Genomic DNA, 25,448 nt, shown 5'->3' on the forward strand with positions numbered 1-25,448 from the left:
TCCTACTACCAACCTGTTCGGCGATCGCCGAACAGGTTGGTAGTAGGTAGCGGCGGTTCGATCACGGGTTGGTGGTACTTGCAGACGCCGGAACCGCCGACGAAGAGGTAGAGCTTTGATTCCGGTTATGCGGCCGTTGCTCGGCGAAGAAGAAGCGCTCGCCGCCGCCGAGGCCGTCCGGTCCGGCTGGGTGGCGCAGGGCCCGCGGGTCCGTGAGTTCGAGGAGAAGTTCGCGGCGTCGGTGGGAGCACAGCACGGTGTCGCCGTGTCCTCCTGCACCACGGGCCTGCACCTCGCCGTGCACCTGCTCGGCATCGGTCCCGGTGACGAGGTCGTCGTGCCGTCGCTGTCGTTCATCGCGACCGCCAACGCCGTCCGCTACACCGGCGCGACCCCGGTGTTCGCCGATGTCGAGGCGGAGACCGGCAACCTCAGCGCGTCCACAGTGGAACCGGTGCTCACCGGGCGCACCCGCGCGGTCATGGTCGTGCACCAGGCCGGCGTGCCCGCGGACGTCGACGCCCTCAAGGCGTTGTGCGAACCGCGCGGCATCGTGGTGATCGAGGACGCGGCGTGCGCGGCCGGCTCCACCTACAAGGGCAAGCCGGTCGGCACCAACGCGGTGCTGGCCGCCTGGTCGTTCCACCCGCGCAAGCTCCTCACCACCGGTGAGGGCGGCATGGTCACCACGGACGACGCCGACTGGGCCGTTCGGCTCAAGCGGTTGCGGGAGCACGGGATGAGCGTCTCCGCTGCGGACCGCCACAACGGTGGATCGGCCGTCATCGAGCAGTACCTGGAGACGGCATTCAATTATCGGATGACCGACATCCAGGCCGCGGTCGGTCTGGTGCAGTTGTCCAAACTGGACGCGATCATCGCTCGTCGCCGGGAGTTGGCCGCGCGCTACCACGCGTTGCTCGAAGGCTCCGGCGTCACGCCCGTCCGTGACCCTGAGTACGGCACGACCAACTACCAGTCGTTCTGGGTCTGGCTGCCGGAAGGCGCGCCGGACCGCCAGGAAATCCTTGCGGGCCTTGCCGAACGTGGAGTGTCGGCACGGCGCGGAATCATGGCGTCACACCTCGAACCCGCCTACGAGGGTCACCCCAGCGCCGCGCTGCCGGTGACCGAGGCCTTCACGGCCCGGACGCTGATTCTCCCGCTGTTCCACGACATGACCGAGTCCGAACAGGACACCGTCGTGTCAGCGTTGTCGGAAACTCTCCACACACCCCAACTGACCGTGCGTGGTTGAAAGATAAAGATTCAGGTTGTACCGGAACATTTTTGTGTTGACACGTAACAGTTTTCCCGAGATCGCCGACGTTCGGAGTAGCAGCCCTGTGCTGTCCAGCGTAGTGCGCGGATCACACACGGTAACTCCGTCCGAGAGGTGAAACCCAATGGTGGCTCAGCAGTCGCGTCTCGTGCGGGTGCTTGTGATCACGGCATTAATCGCGTCCACCATGTTCGTGCTGGGGGTGTTCAACGCCCCCAACGCCAACGCCGCTCCGTGTGACTTCCCGGTCACCAACAAGGTCGCGTGTGAGAACACGCAACCTGGTGCGGACAACTGGCAGGCGCAGTACCGGGACGACTCGATCCTCGGGTACACAACGGACATCAGCTACAACGTGGGACAGACCGTCAGCTTCAAGATGCTGACGTCCGCCTCCTCGTACAAGCTCGACATCTACCGAATGGGTTGGTACAACGGCAAGGGCGCCCGGTACATGGGCACGGTCAACCGGAACACACCGCAGAACCAGCCACCATGTCTGCGGGACGCGCCGACCGCGCTCATCGACTGCGGCAACTGGGCCGTGTCGGTCACCTGGAACATCCCGTCCACCGCGGTCTCCGGCATCTACTACGTGCGCATGACGCGCAACGACACCGGTGCCGAGAACGAGATGGCGTTCGTCGTCCGCGACGACAGCTCCACCTCGAAGGTGTTCTTCCAGACCTCCGACGCCACCTGGGTCGCGTACAACCGCTACGGCGGCAACAGCCTCTACTTCGGTGACGGCCCCGGCCAGGGCGGCAGCTCCTACAAGGTGAGCTACAACCGCCCGTACACCGGCGGCGACGGCGACGAGAACTTCATCTTCAACGCCGAGTACCCGATGCTGAGGTTCCTGGAACGCAACGGGTACGACCTGAGCTACACGACCGATGTGGACTCCGCGCGCCGCGGCAACCTGATCAAGAACCACAAGGTCTTCATGGCCGTCGGCCACGACGAGTACTGGTCGAACGAGCAGATGGCGAACGTGCTGGCGGCCCGGGACGCGGGCGTGCACATGGCGTTCCTGACCGGCAACGAGATCTTCTGGAAGACCCGCTACGAGAAGAGCATCGACTCCTCGCAGACGGACTGGCGCACCATCGCCTGCTTCAAGGAGACCAAGGGCACCCAGAGCGACGGCCTGAGCAACTGGACCGGCACCTGGCGCGACCCGCGCTACAGCCCGCCGCAGGACGGCGGCAGGCCGGAGAACGCGTTGCTGGGCAACATGTTCACCGTCAACGGCCGGCGTGACGACGCGCTGAAGGTACCGGCCGCGTACGGCAAGATGCGGCTCTGGCGCAACACCGACCTGCCGAACCTGGCGGCCGACACCACGTACACGTTCCAGCCCGGCACGCTGGGCTACGAGTGGAACACCGTGTACGACAACGGCTTCCAGCCCGCCGGCGTCGCGCAGATGTCGCGCACCACGGTCAACCTCGACGGTTACTACGCGCTGAAGAACTACGGCGACGAGTACGGCGGCGGTCCCGAGACCCACGCGATCACCTACTACCGCGCGCCTTCCGGTGCGTTGGTGTTCGGCGCGGGCACGGTGCAGTGGGCGTGGGGCGTGGACGACGAACACGCGTTCCTCACCAACACCCCGACCTCGGACAAGCGGATCAAGCAGGCGACCGTCAACTTCCTCGCGGACATGGGCGTGCAGCCCTACCAGCTGTGGGCGGCCGACCAGCTCGTCATCTCCGGTGCCATCAACGACAACGCGGCGCCCGGCGTGCAGATCACGACGCTGCCGTCGCAGTCGGCGGTCGGCCAGCCCTACACCTTCAGCGGCACGGTGATCGACGCGTCCGGCAAGGTGGCGGGCGTCGAGGTCTCCACCGACGGAGGCACCCGCTGGCACTACGCCAACTGGCAGGCCGGTCAGACGACGTGGAGCTACACCTACACGCCGTCGCAGTCCGGAGCCGCGGCACTGCGGGTCCGCGCGGTCGACGACTCGCTGAACCTGTCGACGCCGGTGCAGGCCTCGCCGAACGTGGCCGCTCGCACCTGCCCGTGCGGCATGTTCTCCGGCCAGGAGGTCCCGAAGGTCACCTCCGCCAACGACAGCTCGCAGGTCGAGCTCGGCGTGAAGTGGAAGGCCGCGAGCAACGGTTACGTCCGCGGCGTCAAGTTCTACAAGGGCACCGGCAACACCGGCACGCACACCGGTTCGCTGTGGTCCTCGGCCGGTGACCTGCTCGCCACCGGTACGTTCACCAACGAGTCGCCGACGGGCTGGCAGACGCTGCTCTTCGCGTCGCCGATCGCGGTGACGGCGAACACTACGTACGTCGTCTCGTACTACACGCCGACCGGGCACTTCGCGTACGACACCGGCGGGTTCTTCAACCAGCAGGCGTACATGGAACCGGTCACCGGACTACAGTCCGGTGTGGACGGACCGAACGGCGTGTTCCGCTTCGGCGCCGGCTACCCGAACAACTCGTTCGACAACACCAACTACTGGGTCGACGTGGTGTGGGCGACGGACCCCGGTCCCGACACCCGCGCACCGGTCCAGACCGCGACGTCCCCGGTGGCCAACGCCGGCTCGGTCGCGCTGAACACCACGGTGTCCGGCACGTTCGACGAGAACGTCACGCTCACCTCGGCGCAGGTCACGGTCACCGGCCCGGCCGGTGCGGTCAGCGGCACGAAGACGATCTCGAACGACGCCCGCACGATCACCTTCACACCGTCCACGCCGCTCGCGGCCGCGACGGCCTACACGGTGACCATGAAGGCGGCCGACGCGTCGAACAACATGTCGTCGCAGGCGAACTGGACGTTCACGACCGGCTCGCCGCGACCGGCGGCCTGCCCGTGCACGATCTGGGACGACTTCGCGGCCCCCGCCGTGATCGACGCGGGTGACACCACCCAGGTCGAGCTCGGCACCAAGGTCCGCTTCGACGGCAAGGGCGAGGTGCTCGGCGTCCGCTTCTACAAGGGCATCGGCAACACCGGCACGCACACGGGATCGCTGTGGTCCTCCACGGGCCAGCTGCTGGCCCAGGGCACGTTCTCCGGTGAGACCACGTCCGGCTGGCAGAAGCTGATGTTCACCTCGCCGGTCCAGGTGCAGGCGAACACGACCTACGTCGTCTCGTACTACGCACCGGTCGGCCGGTACTCGGTCAGCTCCGGCTACTTCAACGGCCAGGGCGCGGCCTACCAGTCGCTGCACGCGCTGCAGAACGGTGAGGACGGCGGGAACGGCGTCTACCGCTACGGCAGCGGCGGCGGGTTCCCGACCTCGTCCTACAACGCGACGAACTACTGGGTCGACGTCATCTACCGCAACGGCCTCAACGGCGACACCACGCCGCCGTCGATCACGAACCGCACGCCTGCCGTGGACGCGACGAACGTGGGCCTGCAGAGCACGCTGACGACGACGTTCAGCGAACCGGTCGACCCCGCGTCGGCGCAGATCTGGCTGACGGACCCGAAGGGCGGCAAGCTCAACGGCTCGGTGTCGCTGTCCGGCGACCAGAAGACGGTCACGTGGACGCCGTCCGGCAAGCTCGTGGCCGGCACGCGGTACCAGGCGCACGTCGGTATCGCGGACGTCAACGGCATCGCGATGCCGACGCCCGCGGAGTGGGGCTTCACCACCACGAACACGCCGACCTGTCCGTGCTCGCTGTTCAGCACGGCGACCGTGCCGACGGTGACGTCGTCCGACGACACCGGCGCGTACGAGCTCGGCGTCCGGTTCAGCCCGACCCAGTCCGGCCAGATCACCGGTGTCCGCTTCTACAAGGGCACGGGCAACACCGGCACGCACACGGGTTCGGTGTGGAACGCCTCCGGTCAGCGCCTCGCGACCGGCACGTTCTCCGCTGAGACCGCGAGCGGCTGGCAGACGCTGACGTTCGCGCAACCGCTGGTCGTCAGCGCCGGGCAGACCTACACCGCCTCGTACACGACCACCACCGGCCACTACGCGGTGAACGCCGGGTACTTCTCGACGGGCGCGGTCACCTCGCCGCCGCTGACGGCACCGCAGGAGCAGAACGGCGTGTTCCAGCCGGGCTCCGGGTTCCCGACGATGACGTACGGCTCCGGCAACTACTGGGTCGACGTGGTCTACCAGCCCAACGCCGACAACGTGGCACCGGTGCTGCAGTCGCACACCCCGTTGTCCGGAGCGTCCGAAGTGGACCTGACGTCCACGATCACCGCGTCGTTCGACGAGGCCGTCGACCTGAACGGCGCGCAGTTCACCGTCACCGATCCCGGTGGCGCGAAGATCGCCGGCACGCTGGCGCTCTCGCCCGACAGCAGGATGGTCACGTTCACGCCTGCCGCCAGGTTCGCCGCGTCCACCGTGTACTCGGTGAGCGTCAGGATGTCCGACACGTTCGGCAACATGATGGCGAACCCCGTCACGTGGTCGTTCACCTCCGCGACGACGCAAACCTGTCCGTGTTCGCTGTTCAGCGGAGCGACCGTGCCGACGGTAACTTCGGCTGATGACAACGGTGCGTACGAGCTGGGCGTGAAGTTCACGTCCACGGCCAACGGCCAGATCACCGGTGTGAAGTTCTACAAGGGCGCCGGCAACACCGGCACCCACACCGGGTCGCTCTGGTCCGCGGACGGCCAGCGCCTCGCGACCGGCACCTTCTCCGGTGAGACGGAGTCGGGCTGGCAGACGCTGACGTTCTCCTCGCCGGTGTCGATCACGGCCGGGACCACGTACGTGGCCTCGTACACGACCACCACGGGTCATTACGCGGTGAACGCCGGCTACTTCGGTTCGGTGACCTCGCCGCCGCTGGCCGCCACGGCGTCGGCCGGTGTGTTCACCGCCGGGTCCGGGTTCCCGACCTCGACCTACAACGGTGGCAACTACTGGGTGGACGTGGTGTTCCAGTGACGTCGGTGATGTGCCGGTGAGCCCTCGGCCACTGCTGTTCGTCGGAGCAGGTGGACTCGCCCGCGAGACTCTCGCGGCGGTCCGCCTCCTCCCGGAGACGTGGAAGCCCCTCGGGGCACTCGACGACTCCACCGCCCTGCACGGCACCCTGATCGACGGGGTGCCCGTGCTGGGCGGGCTCGCCACCCTGGCTGAACACCCGGAAGCGGCCGTCGTGATGTGCATCGCGAACGCACGGCGGCCGTTGTCCCGGCTGGCTCTGGCCAGGAAGCTGGACCTGCCGGACGAGCGATGGGCGACCATCGTGCACCCGGCGGCTGTCACTTCCGGCGCATCTGTCGGCGCCGGCACGGTTTTGCTGGCGGGTGTCGTGATCACGACCCCGCTGGCTGTTGGCAAGCACGTGGTGGCCATGCCACACGTGCTGATCACCCACGACGACGAGGTGTCGGACGGCGTCACGTTCGCCGGCCGCGCCTCGCTCGGGGGTTCGGTGCACGTCGGGGAGAGCGCGTACCTGGGCCAAGGCTCGTCGGTGCGCGAGGGGTGCAAGATCGGCGCCGGTGCCGTGGTCGGCATGGGAGCCGTTGTCCTGCAGGACGTTCCGGCAGGAGAGACGTGGGCCGGCGTGCCGGCCCGCCCGTTGCGTGGGGAGAGCGCGTGATCGAGATTCCGCTGGTGGACCTGCGTGCCCAGCACGAACAGGTGGCCGACGAGGTGGCCGACGGCTGGGCCGAGGTGCTCAAGACGACAGCCTTCATCAACGGCCCCCAGGTCGCCAGGTTCGAGTCGGAATTCGCTGCCTACCAAGAAGTTCCGCACGCCATCGGAGTCGGCAACGGCACCGACGCGATCGAGCTCGCGCTGCGTGCACTGGGCGTCGGCCACGGTGACGAGGTCGTCCTGCCCGCCAACACCTTCATCGCCACCGCCGAGGCGGTCGCCCGTTGTGGGGCGAAGCCGGTGCTCGTGGACTGCGTGGACGACACACTGCTGATCGACGTCTCGCAAGTGTCCTCTGTGGTCACTTCGCGCACCAAGGCCGTTGTGCCGGTGCACTTGTACGGCCAGGCCGCACCCGTCGAGCTGCTGCCGCTCGGCCTGCCGGTCGTCGAGGACGCCGCCCAGGCCCAGGGCGCGCGCCGCAACGGCGTCGCCGTCGGTGGACTCGGTCTGGCCGCCGCGACCTCGTTCTACCCCGGCAAGAACCTCGGCGCGTACGGCGACGGCGGCGCGGTGCTGACGACGTCCGACTCGATCGCCGAGTCGGTGAAGCTGCTGCGCGAGCACGGTTCGCCGCGCAAGTACGAGCACCCGGTGCTGGGCTTCAACAGCCGCCTCGACACGCTGCAGGCCGTGGTGCTGTCCGCGAAGCTGCGCCGGTTGGAGGGCTGGAACCAGGCCCGCCGCGCCGCCGCTTCGCGCTACTCCGAGATGCTCGCCGACGTCGAACGCGTGCGGGTGCCGGTTGTGCTGGACGGCAACCTGCCCGTGTGGCACCTGTACGTCGTGCGCGTGCCGGACCGCGACCGAGTGCTGTCCGCGTTGCACGCCGCGGGTGTCGGTGCCGGCATCCACTACCCGACGCCGCTGCACAAGACCGGCGCGTTCGCGCACTTGGACGACTCGTTCCCGGTCGCCGAGTCGTCGGCTGCCGAGCTGCTGTCGTTGCCGCTGTTCCCGGAGATCACCGAGGCGCAGCAGGCCCGCGTCGTCGAGGCGTTGACGGAGGCGCTGCGATGACCGTTCGTGTGCACCCTCAGGGGCTGTGCGAGTCCGACGACGTAGGCGACGGCACGCGCGTGTGGGCGTTCGCGCACGTGCTGCCGGGCGCCCGCATCGGCCGTGACTGCAACATCTGCGACGGCGCGTTCGTCGAGTCGCGCGCGGTGCTGGGCAACAACGTGACGGTCAAGAACGGCACGTTGGTCTTCGACGGCGTGACGTGCGAGGACGACGTGTTCCTCGGCCCGAACGTCCTGTTCACCAACGACCTGCGCCCCCGCGCGCACGTCAAGAAGACCGGTGACGCGCTGGAGACCACCCTGGTGCGCCGGGGTGCGACTCTCGGCGCCGGGACGGTCGTGGTGTGCGGCACGGTGATCGGCGAGCACGCGTTCGCCGCCGCCGGTTCGGTGATCACCCGCTCGGTGCCCGCGCACGCCTTCGTGGCGGGCAACCCGGCCGTGGTGAAGGGCTGGGTCTGCGCGTGCGGCGCACGGCTCTCCGGCGACCTGTCGTGCGTCGAATGCGGCGCCCGCCACGAAGAGACCCCGGACGGCCTGAAAGCCCTCTGACCCCGCCTCCCCAGCTCGCGAGCTGGCCATGAACGGCGCTTTCGTGGACCTGAGGTCCACAAAAGCGCCGTTCATGGACTAGTACCGGGGGACCAGGTCGGACTCGAAGTTCCGATCGCGGGTGGATGGTTGCGCGGCGGTGAGCAAGAAAACTCGGACGGGCCTTCGAGAGGAAGCAGGTCCCGTCCGTGTTCGAACAGCTCTCCGACCGCGCCGCCGCGGTCGTCTTCATCGTCCTCGTCCTGGGGACGTCGCTGAGCACCGCCACCATCGCCGGCGGGCTGATCCTCGCCGTCTCCCCGTTGCTCGTCGTGCTGGCGATGCTGCTCGTGGTCACCCGCGAGGGGTATCGGCGCGACGGGTGGCGGCGGCTGGGGATGGGGCGCCTGGGGTTGCGTGACTGGCCGCTCGCGGTCGCCACGACCGCAGGCGTCTCCGCGGTCGCGACCGCGGGTGTCGTGGTGCTCGGCTTCGCGCGGTTCTCCGCCCCGCCAAGCGGCTGGCTACCGAACGTCCTGCTCCTGTGCGTCACCGGGCCGATCCTCGCGTTCGCCGAGGAGATCGGCTGGCGCGGCTATCTCCAGCCACGACTCGCGGTTCTGGGCGAGCGGACGGCGATGCTCGTCATCGGCCTGGTCTGGATCTGCTGGCACCTGCCGTACATCCTGCTCACGCCCGACTACCACAGCGACGGGAACCGGACCGTCGTGCTCGGCCTGTTCGCCTGCTCCGTCATCGCGTTCTCGTTCCTGTTCGGCTACCTGCGGACGAGGTCCGGCAGCGTCTGGCCCGCAGTGCTGGCCCACTTCGCGCACAACGCCACCTTCGCCGCGCTCACCGCGTACGCGATCTCGACCGAGCAACCCGTTGTGGTCAACGAGTATCTGGCGGGAGACACCGGACTGTTGGTGTTCATCGGCACGGCCGTGTGCGCGATCGGGCTCAGCCGGCGGTCTGCGCGAGGATGACGGCCTGCAGGCGGTCGCGCAGCTCCAGCTTGCGCAGCACCGAGCCCAGGTGGGTCTTGACCGTCGACTCCGCGAGCTGAAGCCGCCCGGCGATCTCCGCGTTCGTCAGTCCCAGACCGACGAGCGCGAAGATCTCCCGTTCGCGGCCGGTGAGGCGGTCGAGGTGCGCGGCCGGCGGAGGTGCTGGTGGTGGGGCGGTGAGCACGAACGAGTCGATGAGCCGCCGCACGAGCCGGGGCGCGACCGGCGCGTCACCCGCGGCGGCCGCGCGGATCGCCGCCAGCAGTTCGGCGGGACTCGCGTCCTTGACCAGGAACCCGGACGCTCCCGCCCGCAGGGAGTCGACGAGGAGCTCGTCGGTGTCGAACGTGGTGAGCATGACGACGTGCGGCGGGTCCTGAGTGGACAGAAGACGCCGGGTGGTCTCGATGCCGTCGAGGCCCGGCATCGTGATGTCCATCAGCACGACGTCGGCCTGGTGCTCCGGCCGGCTCAGCAGATCGAGTGCCGCCTGCCCGGCACCGGCCGATCCCACGACCCGCATGTCCGGGGTCGCGTCGATGATCATGGCGAACCCGGCGCGCACGAGCTCCTGGTCGTCGACGAGGAAGACGCGGATCATCGATTGCCGCCTGGCAGGGGGATTTCCGCGTCGACGGCGAATCCACCGCCGGGAAGCGGTCCCGAGGAGAGCTCGCCGCCGACGGCGCGCACCCTCTCCCGCATGCCGCCGAGACCGCGCCCGGCCGAACCGGCGTTCTCGTTGTGCCCCAAGCCGTCGTCGGTCACCCGCACCCGCACCTTCTGTCGTGTCTGTTCGAACGTCACGTGAGCCGAAGCGTTCTCGCCGGCGTGCTTGAGCACGTTCGTAAGTGCCTCACGCACGACGCGGAGCAACGCGAACCGCACCGCTGCCGGCAGCCGTTCGAACGCACCGGGCTCGGCGTCCAGGACCACGCGCAGGCCCGCTGCCTGGACCGAGTCGACGAGCTGCCGCAGTTCGGCGACGCGCACCTCGGGATGCTCGTCCGGATCGGCGTCGCGCAGCACGTCGATGACGACCCGCACCTCCGCCAGGGCCGATCGCGCCGTCCGCCCGATGGTGGCGAGGACCGCCGCGGCATCCGCGCGGTCCCAGGACTCCGCATGCGCGGCGGTGTACTCGGCACCGTTGGTCTGCACGATGACGACCGTGAGCGAGTGGGCCACGATGTCGTGGATCTCCCTGGCCGCCGCCACCCGTTCGAGCCGCACGGTGGCCTCGCGCAGCCGGTGGCGGTTGATCTCGCGACCGCGCACGAGGTTGCCGACGGTCCAGATCAGCGTGGTGAAGGCGGCCAGGAACGCGGCCGTGCCGATCGCGTTCGCCAGGTACGCGGGCGGGGTGCTCCACCGCAGTCCTCCGGCCAGGCAACCACCGACGGCGACGATGAGCGCGCCCACACGAACCGTCAGCGACGTGACGTGCGCGGCGACCGTGTAGACCGCGAACGCTTGCGCGATGTTGGCGGGCAACGGCACCGGTAGCACCACGAGCTGGAGGACGAACGCCGCGATCGACCATCCGAGCACCGCGACCGGATATCGGCGCCGCACGGCGAGCGGCAGGATCGCTGCGGTGGCCAGGGCGATTCCGGGCAGACCGGCGACCAGAGCACTCGGGAGACCGAACAGCAGCCATCCAGAGCCGGCGAGGACCACGTCCAGGCGCCCGGCGTGCTCACGTGCCCAGCGGTCGAGGCGGGCGGTGAGGGAATCAGGCACTGTTTTCACCCGAACGAGCCGTTCTTTGGAGTTACTTCAACGCCTACCGTGCAAGGGCATGACCGCGATCATATCCACCGCCTACAGCAGGGATTTGGGCGACGAACTACGGCACCTGCGAGAGACTTGCACGTCGTTCGGCGGCCGCTCCATGGCTGCCCAACTCGGGTGGGATCCCAGCAAGGTGTCGAACATAGAGACCGGCAAGGCTCGCGCCAGCGAGATCGACCTGGCCCAGTACCTGTCGCTGTGCGGGAAGGATCTCGACTTCCTCCAGGAGTTCGGCAACCGGTACCGCCACGCCTTCGACCTGTACTTCGCTCAGGTGCCGACCAACCTGCGCACGCTCGCCATGGTCGAGTCGATGGCCACGAAGATCTCGGCATACGAGATCTTGTCGATACCAGGTCTCTTGCAGACGGAAGCCTATGCGCGGGCACTGTTCCTGGACACCGGATGTGAGTCGCTGGAGGAGATCGAGAAGGGCGTCGAACGTCGCATGGGGCGGCAGAGCATCTGGCGGCGGCCATACCGTCCCGACTGCGTGTTCTACGTGCATGAACTGGCGCTGCAGATGCGCGTCGGGGACATCAAGGTCATGGAAGACCAGTACCTGCGCCTGCTCTTCAACGCGCACATCGTGCGCGTGGTGCCGATGAGCGTCAGAGGTGTTGCGTTCCATTCGAAGTGCACGCTGTTCGAGTTCGGCAAGGCGTCGCCGTTGGCCTACACCGAGACCGATTTGGCCAAGGTGTTTGCGCAGGAAGACCGAGCGATCACCTGGAGCAGGAAGCTGTTCGAGCGGTTGGATGCGGTTGCGTTGGATGAGGAACAATCGAAGAACAAGCTGGCGGAGTACGTCAGCGGACTTCGAGAGGACCCCCATGACCAACGACCGGACCTGGCGTAAGAGCTCCTACAGCGGTGGCACGACTGACAGCGACTGTGTGGAGGTCTCGCTGGCTCACGACGCGTTGGTGCGGGACTCGAAGAACGCGAGCGGCGATGTTCTCGCGTTCTCAGTCCCTGCGTGGCGCGACCTCGTTCGTTGGCTGGGCTCGCACTGACAAGGCTTGCTGTTTGGCTATTCGCAGCAACGCCCCGGACACGCCGATCAGCAGGAACGACATCCCGGTCGCCACGCTGAAGCTGAGCTGGTCGAACGTCGCGGCGCCCAGCGCGGACGTCAGCATCGCGCCCACCAGGCACACGGCGATCCCGCGGATGCTCTCGTCCTTGGACAGCGCGCGGGCCCGCAGCGCCGCGTAGATGCCGCCGAGGAACAGCAGCACGTAGGCGAGCAGGCCCAGGTAGCCGTTCTCGATCATCGTGAGCAGGTACTGGTTGTCGAGGATCGTGTACTTGGACGGCAGGAAGGTGCCGAAGCCGCGGCCGAGCCACGGGTGTTTGGCGATCTCCAGCCAGGCGCCGTCGTAGTCCTTGGTGCGGCCCTGGAACGACGGGTCGTCCTCGATGTTGGAGAACATCGACGTCACCGTGCCGAACAGGCCAGGCACCACGGCCGAGGCGCCGCCCAGGAACACCGCGCCCACGCCCAGCAGCGGCAGGCCGCGCCGGCGGGGGAGCAGCACACCCAGCACGATGCCCGTCACCACCAGGCCGATGATCGCCGTGCGGGACAACGACAGGATCGCCATCAACGCCAGCAGCGACAGGGCCGTCCACCAGCGGCCGACGGGTTCGCCGCGGTCCTTCGCCTGGAACACGAAGTGCGCGGCGAACGGCACACCGAGCACACAGACCAGGCCGAACTCGATCGGGTGGTTCACCGTGCCGGCCGGGCGGAAGAAGATCGACCGGGACTCCAGCGCCGAGTAGCCGTTGTCCTGCACGCGCAGGCCCGGCAGCGTGATGTACGAGGCGAGGTCGAGGCCCAGGCCGAACTGGATCAGGCCGACGAACGCGCTGACCGTCAGGCAGGCCACCATCACCCGCAGCAGACGGCTGAGGCGTTCGCCGCTGCGGACCGCGTCGATCACGAACACCGCGAGCGCCGACATCGCCACGATGCGGATGAGCGCCGAGTCGGACACCGACAGCTCGTCCGGCGGCAGATACCGGCGGGTGGCCAGCGCGTACGTCATCAGGTGCAGCATCACGTAGAGGCCGAGCAGCGTGCGGACCGTGTTGCGGCCCTTCGCCAGCCCGAGGTGGTCGACGAGGTGCGCGGCGAACCACAGGATCGCGAGGCACAGCGCCACGAACAACGCCGGCGGCAGCGTGATCGGGACGAACGCGATGGTGAACCTGGCCGGGACGACGAGCAGCGCCAGCAGGTAGAAGATCAGCAGCGTGGCGCCGTCGGCACGCTGCTGGGTCAGTCGTCCTTGGTCGGCCATGCCGGGTCTGGGGGCTTGGGGGCGGGGATGATCACGGTCTTCTGGTGCGCGTTCGGCAGGCCCTGGGGTGCGGGGCGCTGCGGTTGCCCGCCGTTGCCGTTGCTCTGCGGGTGAGGCGGCAGCGGCGGCGGTCCGTGGGGCGGGCCCTGCGGCCGGACCGGAGGCAGGGGCGCGGGCGTGGTGTCCTTCTCGGACGGTGCCGCGCCGGACTCCTTGCCGTCCTTGGCGTCCTTGCGGCGCTTGGCCTTGAGCATGATCGAGTCGGCGGCGAACGTCGAGGCGATCGTCAGCAGCAGCAACACGACGGTGGCCGCGCCGACGTACCGGACCTTGCCGCCGATCTTGGCCGAGGCCGTCGTCGGCTTCACCAGGATCTGCGCCGTGATGAACGTCTGTTCGGGCGCGTTCAACGCCTTCTGCTGCGCCGCGAGCTCGTTCACGGTCTTCTCGAGCACCTTGCCGACGAGACCCTCCGCCGACTCGGCCGAGTCCGCCTCGGTCGAGATGAACAGCAGCGGGCCGCCGACGGGGCCGGTGTTCGCGGTGTAGGTGGCCGTGGACTTCTTGCCGGCCAGCTCCTCCGCCGTCTTCGGGTCGCCCAGGATCTGCGTCAGGATCTGCGCGGTCGTCGTGAGGCTGCCGTCGAACTGCAGCAGCGGGTTGACCTTGACCACGTCCTCGGGCTTGGTGTTCCCCGAGTACTTCCCGCCGGCCGCGGGGGAGGTGAGGACCAGCACGCCGCTCGACTCGTACCGGGTGGGCACGGTGATGTAGACGTACAGCGCGAGGATGCCCGTGAGCAGCACTGCGGGCAGGGCGATGTACCACCGCCGCCGCAGCACTCGTACGGTTCCCCAGAAGTCCATCAAAATCCCCGATCCGCGGCTCGGTCTTGCGAACGCACTGTTCGTAGGGTATCCGCTGCCTGGAAAATCGGGGTGAGCTGCCAACTGTTACAGGCCGTAGCTGACGAGCGATGAAGGATTGGAATCCAGGAGGCAGCATGCGTGCAGGACGACTGACCGTGACCGTCGCGGCCATTCTCGTGGTCATCGGCGGGACAACGGCTTACGTCGTCACGGCGGCCACCGACGCGAAGGAGCCCGCGGGCGCCGAGCAGGTGTCGCAGGCCAAGACCGGCGATCTGCTGTTCGTCGATCTCGCAGGTGGGCAGAACCGGGTCGAGAAGCTCGCCGACGGTGGCGCACGCACCCCGACAGAGCTCGCCTGCCAGCGGTTTTACGCCGCCGGCGGCACGAGCGTGTGCCTGAAGCTGTCGGGTCCCGGTCCGTCCTACGCCGCCGAGGTGAGTCGCGGGGGCAAGCCGATCAAGACCGTTCCGCTGCCCGGCATCCCGAGCCGCGCGAAGGTCTCGCAGTCCGGGAACGTGGTGTCGTGGACCAGTTTCGTCACCGGCGACTCGTACTCGGTGCCCGGTGGCTTTTCCACCCGGACCGGATTCTTCGACGTGCGCACCGGCGAGACCGTCGAGTCGATCGAACACTTCGCCGCCACTGTGGAGGGTGCTCCGCTCACGGCCAGTGACGCCAACTACTGGGGCCTGACCGTCGGTTCCAACGATCTGACCTTCTACGCGACGCTCGCCAGCGGTGGCTTCACCTGGCTCGTGAAGGGTGATCTCGTCAGCAAGTCCGTGACGTCGCTGCGCCGCGACGCCGAGTGCCCGTCGCTCTCGCCGGACGGCACGAAAGTCGCCTACAAGAAGCGCATCGGCCGCCTCGGGCCGTGGGACCTCGCCGTGCTGGATCTCGCGACCGGCACGGAGAAGCGGCTGCCCGGCACGGCCGGCATCGACGACCAGGCGACCTGGCTCACCGCGAACGAACTGGCGTTCGCCGCGGTGCCCAAGGACGCCAAGCTGCCCGCGGTTCACGTTGCTCCCGCCGACGGTTCGCAGCCCGCGAAGGTGCTGATCCCGGACGCCACCTCGCCCTCTCCAGTGACGTGAGGAACGTTCTGTCGAGTCATGTGGCGAGCTCGCGGCGGAGCACCTTCTCCAGCTCGTGTCCGGCGGCATCCCAGGAACGTCCCTCCACACTGGACGCGGCCGCTCTGGCGACCGCGTCGAAGTCCGGCGATGTGACCACTTCGGACAATGCGCGCGCCAGTGAGTGCGGGGTGGGCGTCGCGTATCGGACGTGGTCGTTGTCCAGGACTACGCGGTTGAAGTGCGCGTCGTTCACCACGGGGACGCATCCGGCCGCGAGCATCTCGTGCGGCACCAGCGACACGTTGGTCATCGACAGCGACAGCCCGGCGAAGCAACGGTTGTAGATGGCGTTCAGCTCGTCGGGCGTGACGAGGCCGTGGTCGACGAACTGCGGCCCCAGCTGCCCGATCTTCTCGCCGTAGACGTGGATCTTCAGGTCGGGGTGCTTCTCCGCGAACACCTCCAGCGCGAGCAGGCCGAGCTCGAACGCGCGCCGCGGTGCCTTGCGCCGGGCGTAGAAGACGATGCCGTCACGCTTCTCGTCGCCCAGCTTGTACCTGTCCGCGTCGCAGCCGAAGTCGAAGTGGTCGGCGGGCATGCCGTGGTCGTCGCGGACCTTGTCGGCGAGGAACCGGCCGGCGGTGAAGCCGTGCATGCCCATCCGGTAGGTGTTCTCCGCCAACGCGTACAGGCCGCCCGACGGGTAGAACCACGGCTCGTAGTCCTGCACGAGGTAGAACCTCTTGCCCGCGCACGGGTCGTTGAACGCCGGGTACGCGGTGATCCACGCCGTCGCGAACACCGCGTGCGCGTCCGCCATCCCGTCCGTCACGTCGTGGATCGAGCCCTGGAAGAACGGGAACGCCGCCCGGATGCCGGGTTCGAGGTCGGCGACCGTGTTGCCGAAGGTGTCGTACAGGTAGAGCTTGCACTCGTGGCCGAGCGATTCCAGATGCCGGACGAGCCGGAACATCGTGGTGTGGCCGCCGGATCCCTTGGACGGGGGAGTGCTCACCCAGTTGATCGTGAGCTTGCCGTCCTGCGGGATCGGCGGGATCACGACCGGCTTGCGCGCCTCGACGTCGGCCCTGCGGACGTCTTCGAGGCGCACCGGCAGCTCTTCGCCCTCGGCGCCGAGCCGGCGGGTCGCGGCGGTGAGCAGCCGGACGCCGAGCTTCTTGGCGCCCTGCTCACGGACGATCTTCGTGACCTGTCTGATCCGCCTCATGACGCCTTCCTGCGCAGCACGCCAAGGATTTCGTGTCTCATCGGGAACACCACGAGCAGGTAGGCGAGGCACGACAGTGCGCCGCCGACGAGGATCTGCAGCAGTTCGCTGTCGATCACGTTCCGGACCCCGAGCACCACGGCCACCATCAGCACGCCGCCGAGGAACGGCCGGAGCAGGCGTGTCCCGAGTGCTCCGGCCCGCACGCCGTAGGGCTTGAACGCGACCAGGTACGCGGGCGTGATGACCAGGACGGCGACGATCACGTGCGCCGCCGCCACCCCGCGGATGCCGTCGAGGTGCGCGCCGAGTGCCAGCAACGGCACCAGCGCGGCGAGCCACACCAGGTGGATCCACAGGATGGCCCGCGACCGCCCGGCCGACGCCAGGAAGTCGTACCCGAGTTCGAGGGCGACCCGGACCGCGCCGAGCAGCACCAGCAACGCCAGCGCGGTCGCCGCGGGTGCCCAGCGCTCGCCGTAGACGACGCGGATGAGCGGTTCGGCCAGCGCGGCCAGCAACACGCACGCGGGCACGGTGACGAGCGCCAGCAGTCCCAGCGCGCGTCCGAACGATTTCTGGAACAGCTCGGGGTCCTCGCGCACCTTCGAGAAGGCGGCCAGCGACACACTTCTGACCGGCGCGGAGAACGCCGCCACCGGCCAGCTCGCGAGGTTGAAGGCCAGCAGGTAGAAGCCGAGCGGCACGGTGCCGAGCATCGCGCCGACGACGATGTAGTCGACGTTCATCACGCCGAAGATCAGCAGGCTCGACCCCGCCAGCGGCAGGCCGAACGCCAGCAGTTCCTTCGCCTGGACCGCATTCCAGCCGGGGCGGAAGCGGTCCTTGGTGAGCCAGAACATGATGACCGCGGCGGAGAGGTTCTGCGCGATCCGCTGCCACGCGAGGCTCCACGCGCCGAAGCCCATCAACGCCAGCACGACGGCGACCGCCGTTCCGCAGATGAAGGCGGCGGTGTCGGCGTAGAACTTGTGGTCCTGCCGGAAGTTCCGCTGCATCATCGCGCCCGGCACCGCGGTCGCGCCGGCGATGACCAGGGCGACCGACATGAGCTGGATGACACCGGTCGCCTCGGGGGCGTCCATCGCGCCTGAGAACCACGGCGCGCCGACCACGCAGATCAACGCCAGCAGCGTGCCCGACGCGAGCGACAGCGTCGTGACGGTCGGCGCCATCTCGTCGACGGAGTCCTTGGCGCGCACCAGGGCCGCGCTGACGCCGAGTTCGGACACGCTCAGCACGATGTTGAGCACGACCAGGGCGACCGCGAACACACCGAACTGCTCGGGCGCGATCAGCCTGGCCAGCAGGACGCTGATGCCGACCGCCGCGAGGCGTTGCAACAGCGAGTTGATGGCGCTCCAGCGAATCGCCGAAGACACCTTGCCTTCGAGCTTGCCTGTCTCCTGATCCGTGGTCGTCACCACTCGCCCCGCCACTTCCAGCGCTGCGTCCCCACCCACAGCTTCGCCCTCTTCCAGGCGTGCGGGGCGAGGAACAACTGGGTGCGGCTGAGGAACGACGGGCTGAACTTCTGGCGGCGCAGCAGCGCCTTGTACTCCGGCAGCGTTTCCAGCTCCGGGTAGGTCTCGCGGGCGAAGTCGACGAGCTCGTTCTCGGTGCCGTCGAGCTGGTCCCGGTCGTGCAGCCGGACCGCGCGCCACAGCGCGTCCGCCGCGATCGCCTTGCGCGCCAGCGGCTTCAACCGCGCGGGCAGGCCGGGGTTCTGTTCCAGCACCAGGTCGAACACGTCGCGGCGCTGTTCCAGGTCGGCGAACACCGACTTGAAGGTGGTGCGCATCATGGAGTTCTCGTGCACCCGGTAGTACGCGCCGGGCTTGCCGCTGACGTAGCCGATGTCCGACACGGCCGCGATGCGCAGCCACATCTCCAGGTCGCCCGCGTGCGGCAGGTCGGCGCGGTAGCCACCGACCTTCTGCTGGATCTTGGTGCGCACCACGACCTCGGGCGAGGAGATCACGTTGCGGCTGCTGCGGAAGCGGTTCTCGATCCACTCCTCGCCGCGCCAGACCTTGGACGTCACCGGCAGCTGGGCGACCTTCGGCAACATCTCGTGGTCGCTGTAGTACACAACGCGGCCGTACACCATGCCCACGTCCGGGTTCTGCTCGAAGATCGCGGCCGCGCGCTGCAGGGCGCCGGGCGCCAGCAGGTCGTCGGCGGAGAGCAGCACCGTGTAGTCGGCGCTCGCCCAGTCGAGCAGGCCCTCGTTGTAGGTGGCGATGTGCCCCTTGTTGACCTCGTGCCGGTAGCCCTCGACGCGCCTGTCGGCGGCCATCAGCTCGGCCATCACCTCAGGAGTGTTGTCCGACGACGTGTCGTCGATCACAAGCACTCGGACGTCCACGCCTGGTTGGTCGAGGACGCTGCGGACACAGGCCGGCAGGAAGTGGGCGTAGTTGTAACAGGGGATCACGACGTCCACTGTGGGAAGCGTTGGCACAACCTAGCTATCGGTATCCACGGGCATTCGTTAGCCCCGCAACGTTTTGGGCCCATCGGGCGATGTAGGCGATGACCGGAGTAAGGGGAGTCATGGCCGACCACGTCATCCTGACGCGCTTCAACCTGCCTTCTAAGGGCGCCGAAAGTTACGTCCGGGCAAAGGAAGGATGGCTGACCGAGCGCGTTGCGCTGTTTGAGCGCTACTGCCTGCCATCGGTGCTGTCGCAGTCGGACAAACGGACGCGTTGGCTCATCTATTTCGACCCCGAATCACCGAAATGGCTCAAGGACAAAATCGCGCAACATGGCGACGCGTACACGCCCGTTTACCGCGCGGAAGTGTCGCGGGAAGAGCTGAGATCGGACATCCGGTCGCTTTACCGCCAGGTCGGTGACGAGCTCATCACCACCAACCTGGACAACGACGACGGCCTCGCGGTCGACTTCGTGGAACGCCTCTGCGCCGCTCCCCGCCCCACCACGACGGCGGCGTATTACCTGGTCAACGGCCTGATCAAGTCGCCGGGCGGCCTGTACCACCGGGTCGACCGGCACAACGCGTTCGTCTCGGTCCGCGAGACCTGGGACGAGCCGGTGACCTGCTGGGCGCACTGGCACAACCACATGCACCTGCACTTCCCGGTCGTCGAACTGGGCGGCGCGCCGGGCTGGCTGCAGGTCGTGCACGGCGGCAATGTGTCGAACCGCACACGCGGCCGGCTGGTCTCGCCCGAGCCGTACAGGGCGTCGTTCGGGGACTCGCTCGACGACGTGGCCGCGCCGGGCTCGTTGGCCGTGGCGCAGGACCTGCTGGTCTCCCAGCCGGTCCGGTTCATGCGTGACTCGGGCCGGGTGGCCGCCAAGAACGCGGCCATGAAGGTGCTCGGCAAGGGCGGGTTCGAGAAGATCAAGCAGAAGCTGGCTGCTCGCGGTTGATCCCGCAGCGCTGGCTCTTGTTATTGATTAAACGCAGCGATGACGAGCGTCACGGTGAGTGCGACCAGCGCCACCGTGACGCTCGTGGTGAAGCTGGAGAACTGCAGCAGCAGTCCAAAAGCGACGGACGAAACGAGACGCCCCAGCGCTTGGCCGGTCTGCACGACACTGAGCCCGGACGCTCGCAGCGACTCCGGCGCCGACTCGCTCACCTTGGCCGACAGCACGCCGTCGGTGGCCGCGTAGAACAGTCCGTGCAGCAGCAGTGCCGCGATCGCGACGCCCTTTCCGCCCTCGGGGATGAACAGCAGCGCGTACACGCCGAGCAGCAGGCCGTGGCCGAGCAGGAACATCCGCCAGCGGCCCATCCGGTCCGCGAGCCTCCCGAGCGGCGCGGCGGCCGTGAGGAAGACGACCGCCGTGCCGAGCGGGAGCAGGGGCAGCCAGCCGAGCGAGATGTTCGTGGCTTTCTGCACCAGCACGTACACGAACGCGTCCGACACCGTCGCGAGCCCGAGCAGCCCCGCGCAGACGGTGGTGCGGCGGAAGTGCTTGTCGGTGAGCAGGTTGAGGCCCGCCTTGAACGACGGCCGCGGTCCCTTCGGCTGCTGTTTCGCGGGCGTCTCCCGGACGAACGAGATCAGCACGATCAACCCGATGACCGCGAACGCCGCGGACACCGCGAAGATCGGCCCCGGCACCATCCCGATCTGCGCGAGCAGCAGGAACGTCACCAACGGCCCCAGCAGCGCGCCGAACGTGTCCATGCTCCGGTGCACGCCGAACGCCGCCCCGAGCCGGTCCTCCGGCGTGGCCAGCGAGATCATCGCGTCGCGCGGCGCCGTCCGGATGCCCTTGCCCGCCCGGTCCGCGGCCATCAGCGCGCCGATGCCGAACGGCGACGCGCCCACCAGCGGGAAGAACACCTTGGTGGCGGCCGACAGTCCGTACCCGGCCGCCGCAACGGCCTTGGGCCGGCGGAACTTGTCCGAGATGCCTCCGCCGACCAGCCGCAGCAACGCCGTGGCACCGGTGTAAATCCCGTCCAACAGCCCGAACTGCGCGTACCCGAGTTGCAACGTGAACAGCAGGTACACAGGCAGGAACGCCGTGATCATCTCCGCCGAGATGTCCGTCAGCAAACTGACCGTGCCCAACGCGAACACGGTCCCAGGCAACCTCTTGCGAAAGTCAGCCTTGGCCGGCCGCGACGACGCAACATACATGGCTCTACCCGCTCACTTCGGCTGACGGCATCTGCAAGTACCACCAACTCATGATCAAACCGCCGCTACCTACTACCAACCTGTTCGATGATCGCCGAACAGGTTGGTAGTAGGAAAGTGCCTGTTGATGTTGGGTTGGTGGTACTTGCAGACGCCCGAACAGCATGGGGTCACCACGCCAGAGTTTGGTGCCACACCTCGAGCGACAGCAGCGTCCAGATGCGCGGCTGCTCGTTGCGGTCACCCGAGTCGTGGTCGTCGAGCAGCGATCGCACCGCGGCCCGGTCGAAGGTCTTGCCCACGAACGACGTGGGCCCGGTCAGCAGGTCGTACGCCATGTCCCGCAACCCGTCGCGGAACCACGCGTCCAGCGGCACCTTGAAGCCCGACTTCGGGCGGTCCACGATGTCGGCCGGCAGGTGCTGGCGCGCGACCTCCTTCACGACCCACTTGGTCGTGCCGCCGCGCACCTTCACGTTGCTGGGCAACGAGAACGCGAGCTCGGCCACCCGGTGGTCGAGGAACGGCGGGCGCAGCTCCAGTGACGCGGCCATCGACATGCGGTCGCCGCGTTCCAGCAGGTTGTCGGCGAGCCAGGTGTGGGAGTCGGCGTAGAGCATGCGGCGCAACGCGTCGCCGCGCCCGTCGACGTACGGCGCCAGCACGGACCGGGTCGCCGGCCCTCCCAGCAACGCCGCCCTTTCGGACACCGTGAACGGCGCGAACCAGCCGCGCATGCGTTCGGCGTACGACGGTTCGGCGATCGCCCGCAGCGCGATGCCCAGCCGGGCCTTCGAGGCGGGCAGCGCTTTCTCCAGCCGCCGCAGCGCGAACGACGGCAGCGCGCCGGCCAGCCGGGTGGCGGTGGCGAAGCGGTACTTCGGGTAGCCGCCGAACAGCTCGTCGCTGCCCTCACCGGACAGCACGACCTTCACGTCGCGGCGCGCGAGCTCGGCGAGGCGGAACACGGCCACGTCAGCGGGTTCGGACAGCGGCGCGTCGCGGTGCCAGGACAGCTTCGCCCAGCTGTCGCGGAAGTCGTCGGCCGTCACGATCACGCTGTGGTGCGTGCTGCCGACGATCCCGGCGACCTTCTCGGCCCAGTGCAGTTCGTCGACGCGCGGGTCGCCGAAGCCGGCGGAGAACGTGTGCAGCGGAGCGCCGTCGCGTTCGCGCGCCACCAGAGCGGTGATCAGCGACGAGTCCACGCCGCCGGACAGGTACGCGCCGACCGGCACGTCCGCGACCAGCGCGTCCCGCACGGAGGCGGTCAGCGCCTCGTCGACCAGCCGGACGGCCTCCTCCGGCGTGACCTGCCGGATCTCAGACTGACGCGGCAGCTCCCAGTAGGGCTCGGTCCGCACCTCGCCGGACGCCGAAACGACCAGGTGGTGGCCCTGCGGCACCTTCCGCACGCCCCGCAGCAGCGTGTAGGGCGCGGGGACGGACCGGTGCGCCAGGTAGTCGTGCAGCGACTCCTGGTCGACCTCGGCCGACCCGATCGCGGGCAGCAGCGCCTTGATCTCGGACGCGAACGCGAACATCGAGGAGTCCGCGTAGTAGTAGAGCGGCAGGATGCCGAGCCGGTCGCGGAACAGGTGCGTCTCGCCGGTGCGCGCGTCGTGGATCGCGTACGCGAACTGGCCGCGCAGCTTGGCAACACCCGCGGCACCGTGCTGTTCGTACAGCGCCAGCAGCACCTCGGTGTCACCGCTGGTCTTGAACGGGTACGCGAGCGCGGTCCGCAGCTGCTTGTAGTTCAGGATCTCGCCGTTGAACGCGATCGTCGTCGTGCCCGACGCGCCCGCCATCGGCTGCGGCGAGCCGGCCAGGTCGATGATCGACAGCCGGGTGTGGGCGAAGCCGATCGAGCCATCCGACCAGAAACCGCTGTCGTCCGGGCCGCGGTGGTGCAGCCGCTTCGCCATCTCGGCGAGCAGCTCACGGGAGACGGGCGCGCCGTCGAACCGTCTGACGCCTGCGATGCCACACATTCAGCGTTCCTCCGCCAGCTGCATCAGTTCACGGGCACGGGAGTCCCACGACGCGGTCAGCACGGCCGCGCGCCGTTCAGCCGGGGTCTTCAGGCCGCCGTCCTTCAACGTGAGCCTGATCTGATCGACGAAGTCGGCTTCGCCGGACGCGATCCGGATGACGTCGGAGTACCGCTCCACCTCGGGGAAGTCCGTGGACACCACGGCCAGGCCGAGCGCCAGGTACTCCTTCATCTTGATCGGGTTCGCGTGCTTGATCCAGTCGTTGTCGAGCCACGGCATCAGCGCCACGTCGAAACCGGAGCCGTAGCCCGGAATCTGCTCGTACGCGCGGAAGTCCAGCCAGTGCACGTTGGGGTACTTGGCGTAGCGCTCCATCGAGCAGGTGGCGTCACCGATCAGCACGACGGACGCCTCCGGGAACTCCTGCGCGACCTTCTCGATCAGGTCGAAGTCCACCAGGTAGTCGTCGAGGCTGCCGAAGAACCCGATGCGCGGCCCCGGGATCGACGCGATGTCGGCCGGCAGCACGTCGCGGCGGGTGAAGTGGTCGACGTCCACGCCGTGGTCCAGGAAGTGCGCGCGCTCACCGGTCAGCGCGGACTCCTCGTCCTGAAGGGCGCGGGAGACGTAGAGCACGGTGTCCGAATTGGACAGCAGCTGGTTCTCCAGCGCGGCGATGGTGCCCTGGTCTGCCTCGGGGAACGCCGAGTGCCGGTCCGAGCGGTTGAAGATCAGGCCCTTGTGCTTCATCGGCTTCACGACGTCCCACGCGGTGGGAATCGTGGCGACGACTACGGGTGTGCCCATCCGCAGGAAGAAGCACACGAGACGAACCTGGGTGCGCACCAGCACCGAGTTCAGCTTGCGCAGCCACGGCTTGCCGTAGAACGGCAGGGGAGCGGGCGTCATCACGTAGAAGTTCGGCGTCTCGGGAATCGGCCGGCGCACCAGCTTCGCGACGCTCATCGCCTTGCGGAGGATGCGGCGCAGGAACTGCGTGCTCTTGCCGGGTGAGGGCATCCGCAGGCCGATGCTGTTGACCAGCAGCACCTTGCGGTGCTTCGCGACCCGGCGCAGCAGCTGGAAGTCCGAGTGCGCCCGGTTGTGGTACCACCAGTCCTGCGCGGAGAAGCACAGGTAGGCAGGCCCTGCGGAGGCCACTTCCTCCGGCCACTGCCGCATCGTGAGCAGCCCCTTGAACGCGGCCCTGTTCTTGGGCTTGTGCAGGCGCAGGCCCTCGTTCAGCAGCACCACGAGCCACATGAGCACCGCGGCGAACCGGCCGTACCGCTCGCGGTGCAGGCGGACCCGGTTCGTGGCCAGCAACGACCACAGCCGGGGGTTCGTGTTGGACTCGCCACCGATGTGCGTGGCGGTCGCGCGCGGCTCGAACCAGACGCCGCCGACGCGCAGCATGTACTCCACTTCCTCCGAATAGAGGAAATAGCGCTCGTCCAAAAGGCCGTGCTGCTCGATGACTTCGCGCTTGATGAGCCACGCGCAGCCGGTGGCCCAGTCCGCGGAACGGGAGCCCTCGTAGTGCTTGGTCCCGACGACCGTCGCGCCGAGACCCATCCGGCCGGCGCGCTGGCCGTTGAGGAGTGCCTCGGCGAGCGAGGTGCGCAGCGTGGGCTCGTTGCGCAACGAGAAGTGCACCATCCCGTCCTCACCGAGGATCTTCGGCACGGTGATGGGCTTGTCGGCCGCCTGCAACGTTTCGATCGTGGCGGGGTGCAGACGCGTGTCGGCGTTGAGCACGAGCACGTCATGGCCTTCTGCTGCCTTGATGCCGAGATTCACACCCGCGGCGAATCCGGCGTTCACCGGATTGCGCACGATTTGCGCGTTCGGTCGTGTGGCGGCGACCACACTCACGGTGTTGTCGGCGGAAGCGTTGTCGACGACGATCACCTTTACGTCGTCTGGCAGCGAGTTCAGGCACCCCTCGATGACCTGTTCGCTCTGGTACGTGACGATGACCACCGCGACAGGTGACCGTTCCACAACCGCTCCTCGCATTTGGGCTTGTGTCCGCTACATCGAGTG

Annotated in this window: 20 protein-coding genes; 10 read left to right on the top strand and 10 right to left on the bottom strand. The window is 68.2% G+C overall.

The features are described from left to right. The first annotated feature begins 127 nt into the window (after positions 1-127). The 6 genes from B0F77_RS05590 to B0F77_RS05615 all read left to right on the top strand — a co-directional run bounded on the left by B0F77_RS05590 (position 128) and on the right by B0F77_RS05615 (position 9,453). Positions 128-1,258 (top strand): DegT/DnrJ/EryC1/StrS family aminotransferase, encoded by a 1,131-nt coding sequence (locus tag B0F77_RS05590; protein ID WP_086661696.1) that lies wholly within the window; start codon positions 128-130, stop codon positions 1,256-1,258. Positions 1,259-1,406: 148 nt separating this feature from the next. Beyond that, positions 1,407-6,188: a DUF4082 domain-containing protein gene (locus B0F77_RS05595; RefSeq protein WP_086661697.1), complete on the top strand. Its 4,782-nt coding sequence runs from the start codon at positions 1,407-1,409 to the stop codon at positions 6,186-6,188. A 16-nt stretch (positions 6,189-6,204) separates the two neighbouring features. Continuing rightward, positions 6,205-6,852: a NeuD/PglB/VioB family sugar acetyltransferase gene (locus B0F77_RS05600; protein ID WP_086661816.1), complete on the top strand. Its 648-nt coding sequence runs from the start codon at positions 6,205-6,207 to the stop codon at positions 6,850-6,852. Continuing rightward, positions 6,849-7,931, top strand: coding sequence for a DegT/DnrJ/EryC1/StrS family aminotransferase (locus tag B0F77_RS05605; protein WP_086661817.1), 1,083 nt, complete (start codon positions 6,849-6,851; stop codon positions 7,929-7,931). The genes B0F77_RS05600 and B0F77_RS05605 overlap by 4 nt, the downstream gene beginning before the upstream one ends. Next, complete coding sequence (locus B0F77_RS05610; protein ID WP_086661698.1) at positions 7,928-8,485, top strand: acyltransferase; 558 nt, start codon at positions 7,928-7,930, stop codon at positions 8,483-8,485. The genes B0F77_RS05605 and B0F77_RS05610 overlap by 4 nt, the downstream gene beginning before the upstream one ends. 188 nt (positions 8,486-8,673) lie before the next feature. Beyond that, positions 8,674-9,453 (top strand): CPBP family intramembrane glutamic endopeptidase, encoded by a 780-nt coding sequence (locus B0F77_RS05615; RefSeq protein ID WP_086661699.1) that lies wholly within the window; start codon positions 8,674-8,676, stop codon positions 9,451-9,453. On the opposite strand, the gene B0F77_RS05620 is transcribed toward B0F77_RS05615, so the two are convergent. Continuing rightward, positions 9,428-10,075 carry a response regulator transcription factor gene (locus B0F77_RS05620; RefSeq protein ID WP_086661700.1) on the bottom strand — a complete coding sequence of 216 codons (648 nt, stop codon included), beginning with the start codon at positions 10,073-10,075 and terminating at the stop codon, positions 9,428-9,430. The two genes, B0F77_RS05615 and B0F77_RS05620, sit on opposite strands and share 26 nt — an antisense overlap. Then, positions 10,072-11,217 (bottom strand): sensor histidine kinase, encoded by a 1,146-nt coding sequence (locus B0F77_RS05625; protein WP_158102607.1) that lies wholly within the window; start codon positions 11,215-11,217, stop codon positions 10,072-10,074. Before B0F77_RS05625 ends, B0F77_RS05620 begins: the two co-directional genes overlap by 4 nt. Before the next feature lie 58 nt (positions 11,218-11,275). On the opposite strand from B0F77_RS05625, the gene B0F77_RS05630 reads away from it, so the two are divergent. Beyond that, positions 11,276-12,127 (top strand): helix-turn-helix domain-containing protein, encoded by an 852-nt coding sequence (locus B0F77_RS05630; RefSeq protein WP_158102608.1) that lies wholly within the window; start codon positions 11,276-11,278, stop codon positions 12,125-12,127. Continuing rightward, positions 12,102-12,284, top strand: coding sequence for a DUF397 domain-containing protein (locus B0F77_RS05635; protein WP_086661702.1), 183 nt, complete (start codon positions 12,102-12,104; stop codon positions 12,282-12,284). The genes B0F77_RS05630 and B0F77_RS05635 overlap by 26 nt, the downstream gene beginning before the upstream one ends. Here the strand turns inward: B0F77_RS05635 and B0F77_RS47715 are convergent. Both B0F77_RS47715 and B0F77_RS47720 read right to left on the bottom strand, forming a co-directional pair. Then, positions 12,237-13,577, bottom strand: coding sequence for an O-antigen ligase family protein (locus B0F77_RS47715; protein ID WP_158102609.1), 1,341 nt, complete (start codon positions 13,575-13,577; stop codon positions 12,237-12,239). The genes B0F77_RS05635 and B0F77_RS47715 overlap by 48 nt on opposite strands. Continuing rightward, positions 13,556-14,443: a YveK family protein gene (locus tag B0F77_RS47720; RefSeq protein WP_158102610.1), complete on the bottom strand. Its 888-nt coding sequence runs from the start codon at positions 14,441-14,443 to the stop codon at positions 13,556-13,558. The genes B0F77_RS47715 and B0F77_RS47720 overlap by 22 nt, the downstream gene beginning before the upstream one ends. A gap of 137 nt (positions 14,444-14,580) precedes the next feature. Here B0F77_RS47720 and B0F77_RS05645 point away from each other — a divergent pair, with 137 nt between their 5' ends. Further along, a complete protein-coding gene (locus tag B0F77_RS05645) occupies positions 14,581-15,546 on the top strand; it encodes a TolB-like translocation protein (RefSeq protein WP_086661703.1) in 966 nt (321 codons plus the stop codon). 16 nt (positions 15,547-15,562) lie between these two features. On the opposite strand, the gene B0F77_RS05650 is transcribed toward B0F77_RS05645, so the two are convergent. Genes B0F77_RS05650 through B0F77_RS05660 form a run of 3 tightly spaced genes read right to left on the bottom strand, consistent with a single transcriptional unit; the run spans position 15,563 to position 19,241 of the window. Then, entirely contained in the window at positions 15,563-16,756 is a 1,194-nt protein-coding gene (locus tag B0F77_RS05650; RefSeq protein WP_086661704.1) for a rhamnosyltransferase WsaF family glycosyltransferase, read from the bottom strand. Then, complete coding sequence (locus B0F77_RS05655; RefSeq protein ID WP_245847841.1) at positions 16,753-18,201, bottom strand: lipopolysaccharide biosynthesis protein; 1,449 nt, start codon at positions 18,199-18,201, stop codon at positions 16,753-16,755. The genes B0F77_RS05650 and B0F77_RS05655 overlap by 4 nt, the downstream gene beginning before the upstream one ends. Continuing rightward, the gene (locus B0F77_RS05660; RefSeq protein WP_086661705.1) at positions 18,198-19,241 is read right to left on the bottom strand and encodes a glycosyltransferase family 2 protein; all 1,044 of its coding nucleotides are present in this window, start codon (positions 19,239-19,241) and stop codon (positions 18,198-18,200) included. The genes B0F77_RS05655 and B0F77_RS05660 overlap by 4 nt, the downstream gene beginning before the upstream one ends. Before the next feature lie 92 nt (positions 19,242-19,333). On the opposite strand from B0F77_RS05660, the gene B0F77_RS05665 reads away from it, so the two are divergent. Then, entirely contained in the window at positions 19,334-20,179 is an 846-nt protein-coding gene (locus B0F77_RS05665) for a glycosyltransferase (RefSeq protein ID WP_086661706.1), read from the top strand. A 20-nt stretch (positions 20,180-20,199) separates the two neighbouring features. Here the strand turns inward: B0F77_RS05665 and B0F77_RS05670 are convergent, their stop codons facing one another. The 3 genes from B0F77_RS05670 to B0F77_RS05680 form a co-directional block, all read right to left on the bottom strand. Beyond that, a complete protein-coding gene (locus B0F77_RS05670; protein WP_245847843.1) occupies positions 20,200-21,345 on the bottom strand; it encodes an MFS transporter in 1,146 nt (381 codons plus the stop codon). Between the two features lie 230 nt (positions 21,346-21,575). After that, positions 21,576-23,399, bottom strand: coding sequence for an asparagine synthase (glutamine-hydrolyzing) (gene asnB, locus B0F77_RS05675; protein ID WP_086661708.1), 1,824 nt, complete (start codon positions 23,397-23,399; stop codon positions 21,576-21,578). Next, positions 23,400-25,406 (bottom strand): glycosyltransferase, encoded by a 2,007-nt coding sequence (locus B0F77_RS05680; RefSeq protein ID WP_245847844.1) that lies wholly within the window; start codon positions 25,404-25,406, stop codon positions 23,400-23,402. Positions 25,407-25,448 lie beyond the last annotated feature (42 nt).

Origin of the sequence: Lentzea kentuckyensis (assembly GCF_002150765.1) — a bacterium.
Taxonomy (GTDB): Bacteria; Actinomycetota; Actinomycetes; order Mycobacteriales; family Pseudonocardiaceae; genus Lentzea; species Lentzea kentuckyensis.

Coding starts and splice junctions, on each gene's coding strand:
- B0F77_RS05630 (WP_158102608.1), top strand. CDS start 11,276: ATGACCGCGATCATATCCACCGCCTACAGCAGGGATTTGGGCGACGAA.
- B0F77_RS05665 (WP_086661706.1), top strand. CDS start 19,334: ATGGCCGACCACGTCATCCTGACGCGCTTCAACCTGCCTTCTAAGGGC.
- B0F77_RS47715 (WP_158102609.1), bottom strand. CDS start 13,577: ATGGCCGACCAAGGACGACTGACCCAGCAGCGTGCCGACGGCGCCACG.
- B0F77_RS05620 (WP_086661700.1), bottom strand. CDS start 10,075: ATGATCCGCGTCTTCCTCGTCGACGACCAGGAGCTCGTGCGCGCCGGG.
- B0F77_RS05590 (WP_086661696.1), top strand. CDS start 128: ATGCGGCCGTTGCTCGGCGAAGAAGAAGCGCTCGCCGCCGCCGAGGCC.
- B0F77_RS05610 (WP_086661698.1), top strand. CDS start 7,928: ATGACCGTTCGTGTGCACCCTCAGGGGCTGTGCGAGTCCGACGACGTA.
- B0F77_RS05645 (WP_086661703.1), top strand. CDS start 14,581: ATGCGTGCAGGACGACTGACCGTGACCGTCGCGGCCATTCTCGTGGTC.
- B0F77_RS05650 (WP_086661704.1), bottom strand. CDS start 16,756: ATGAGGCGGATCAGACAGGTCACGAAGATCGTCCGTGAGCAGGGCGCC.
- asnB (WP_086661708.1), bottom strand. CDS start 23,399: ATGTGTGGCATCGCAGGCGTCAGACGGTTCGACGGCGCGCCCGTCTCC.
- B0F77_RS47720 (WP_158102610.1), bottom strand. CDS start 14,443: ATGGACTTCTGGGGAACCGTACGAGTGCTGCGGCGGCGGTGGTACATC.
- B0F77_RS05595 (WP_086661697.1), top strand. CDS start 1,407: ATGGTGGCTCAGCAGTCGCGTCTCGTGCGGGTGCTTGTGATCACGGCA.
- B0F77_RS05635 (WP_086661702.1), top strand. CDS start 12,102: ATGACCAACGACCGGACCTGGCGTAAGAGCTCCTACAGCGGTGGCACG.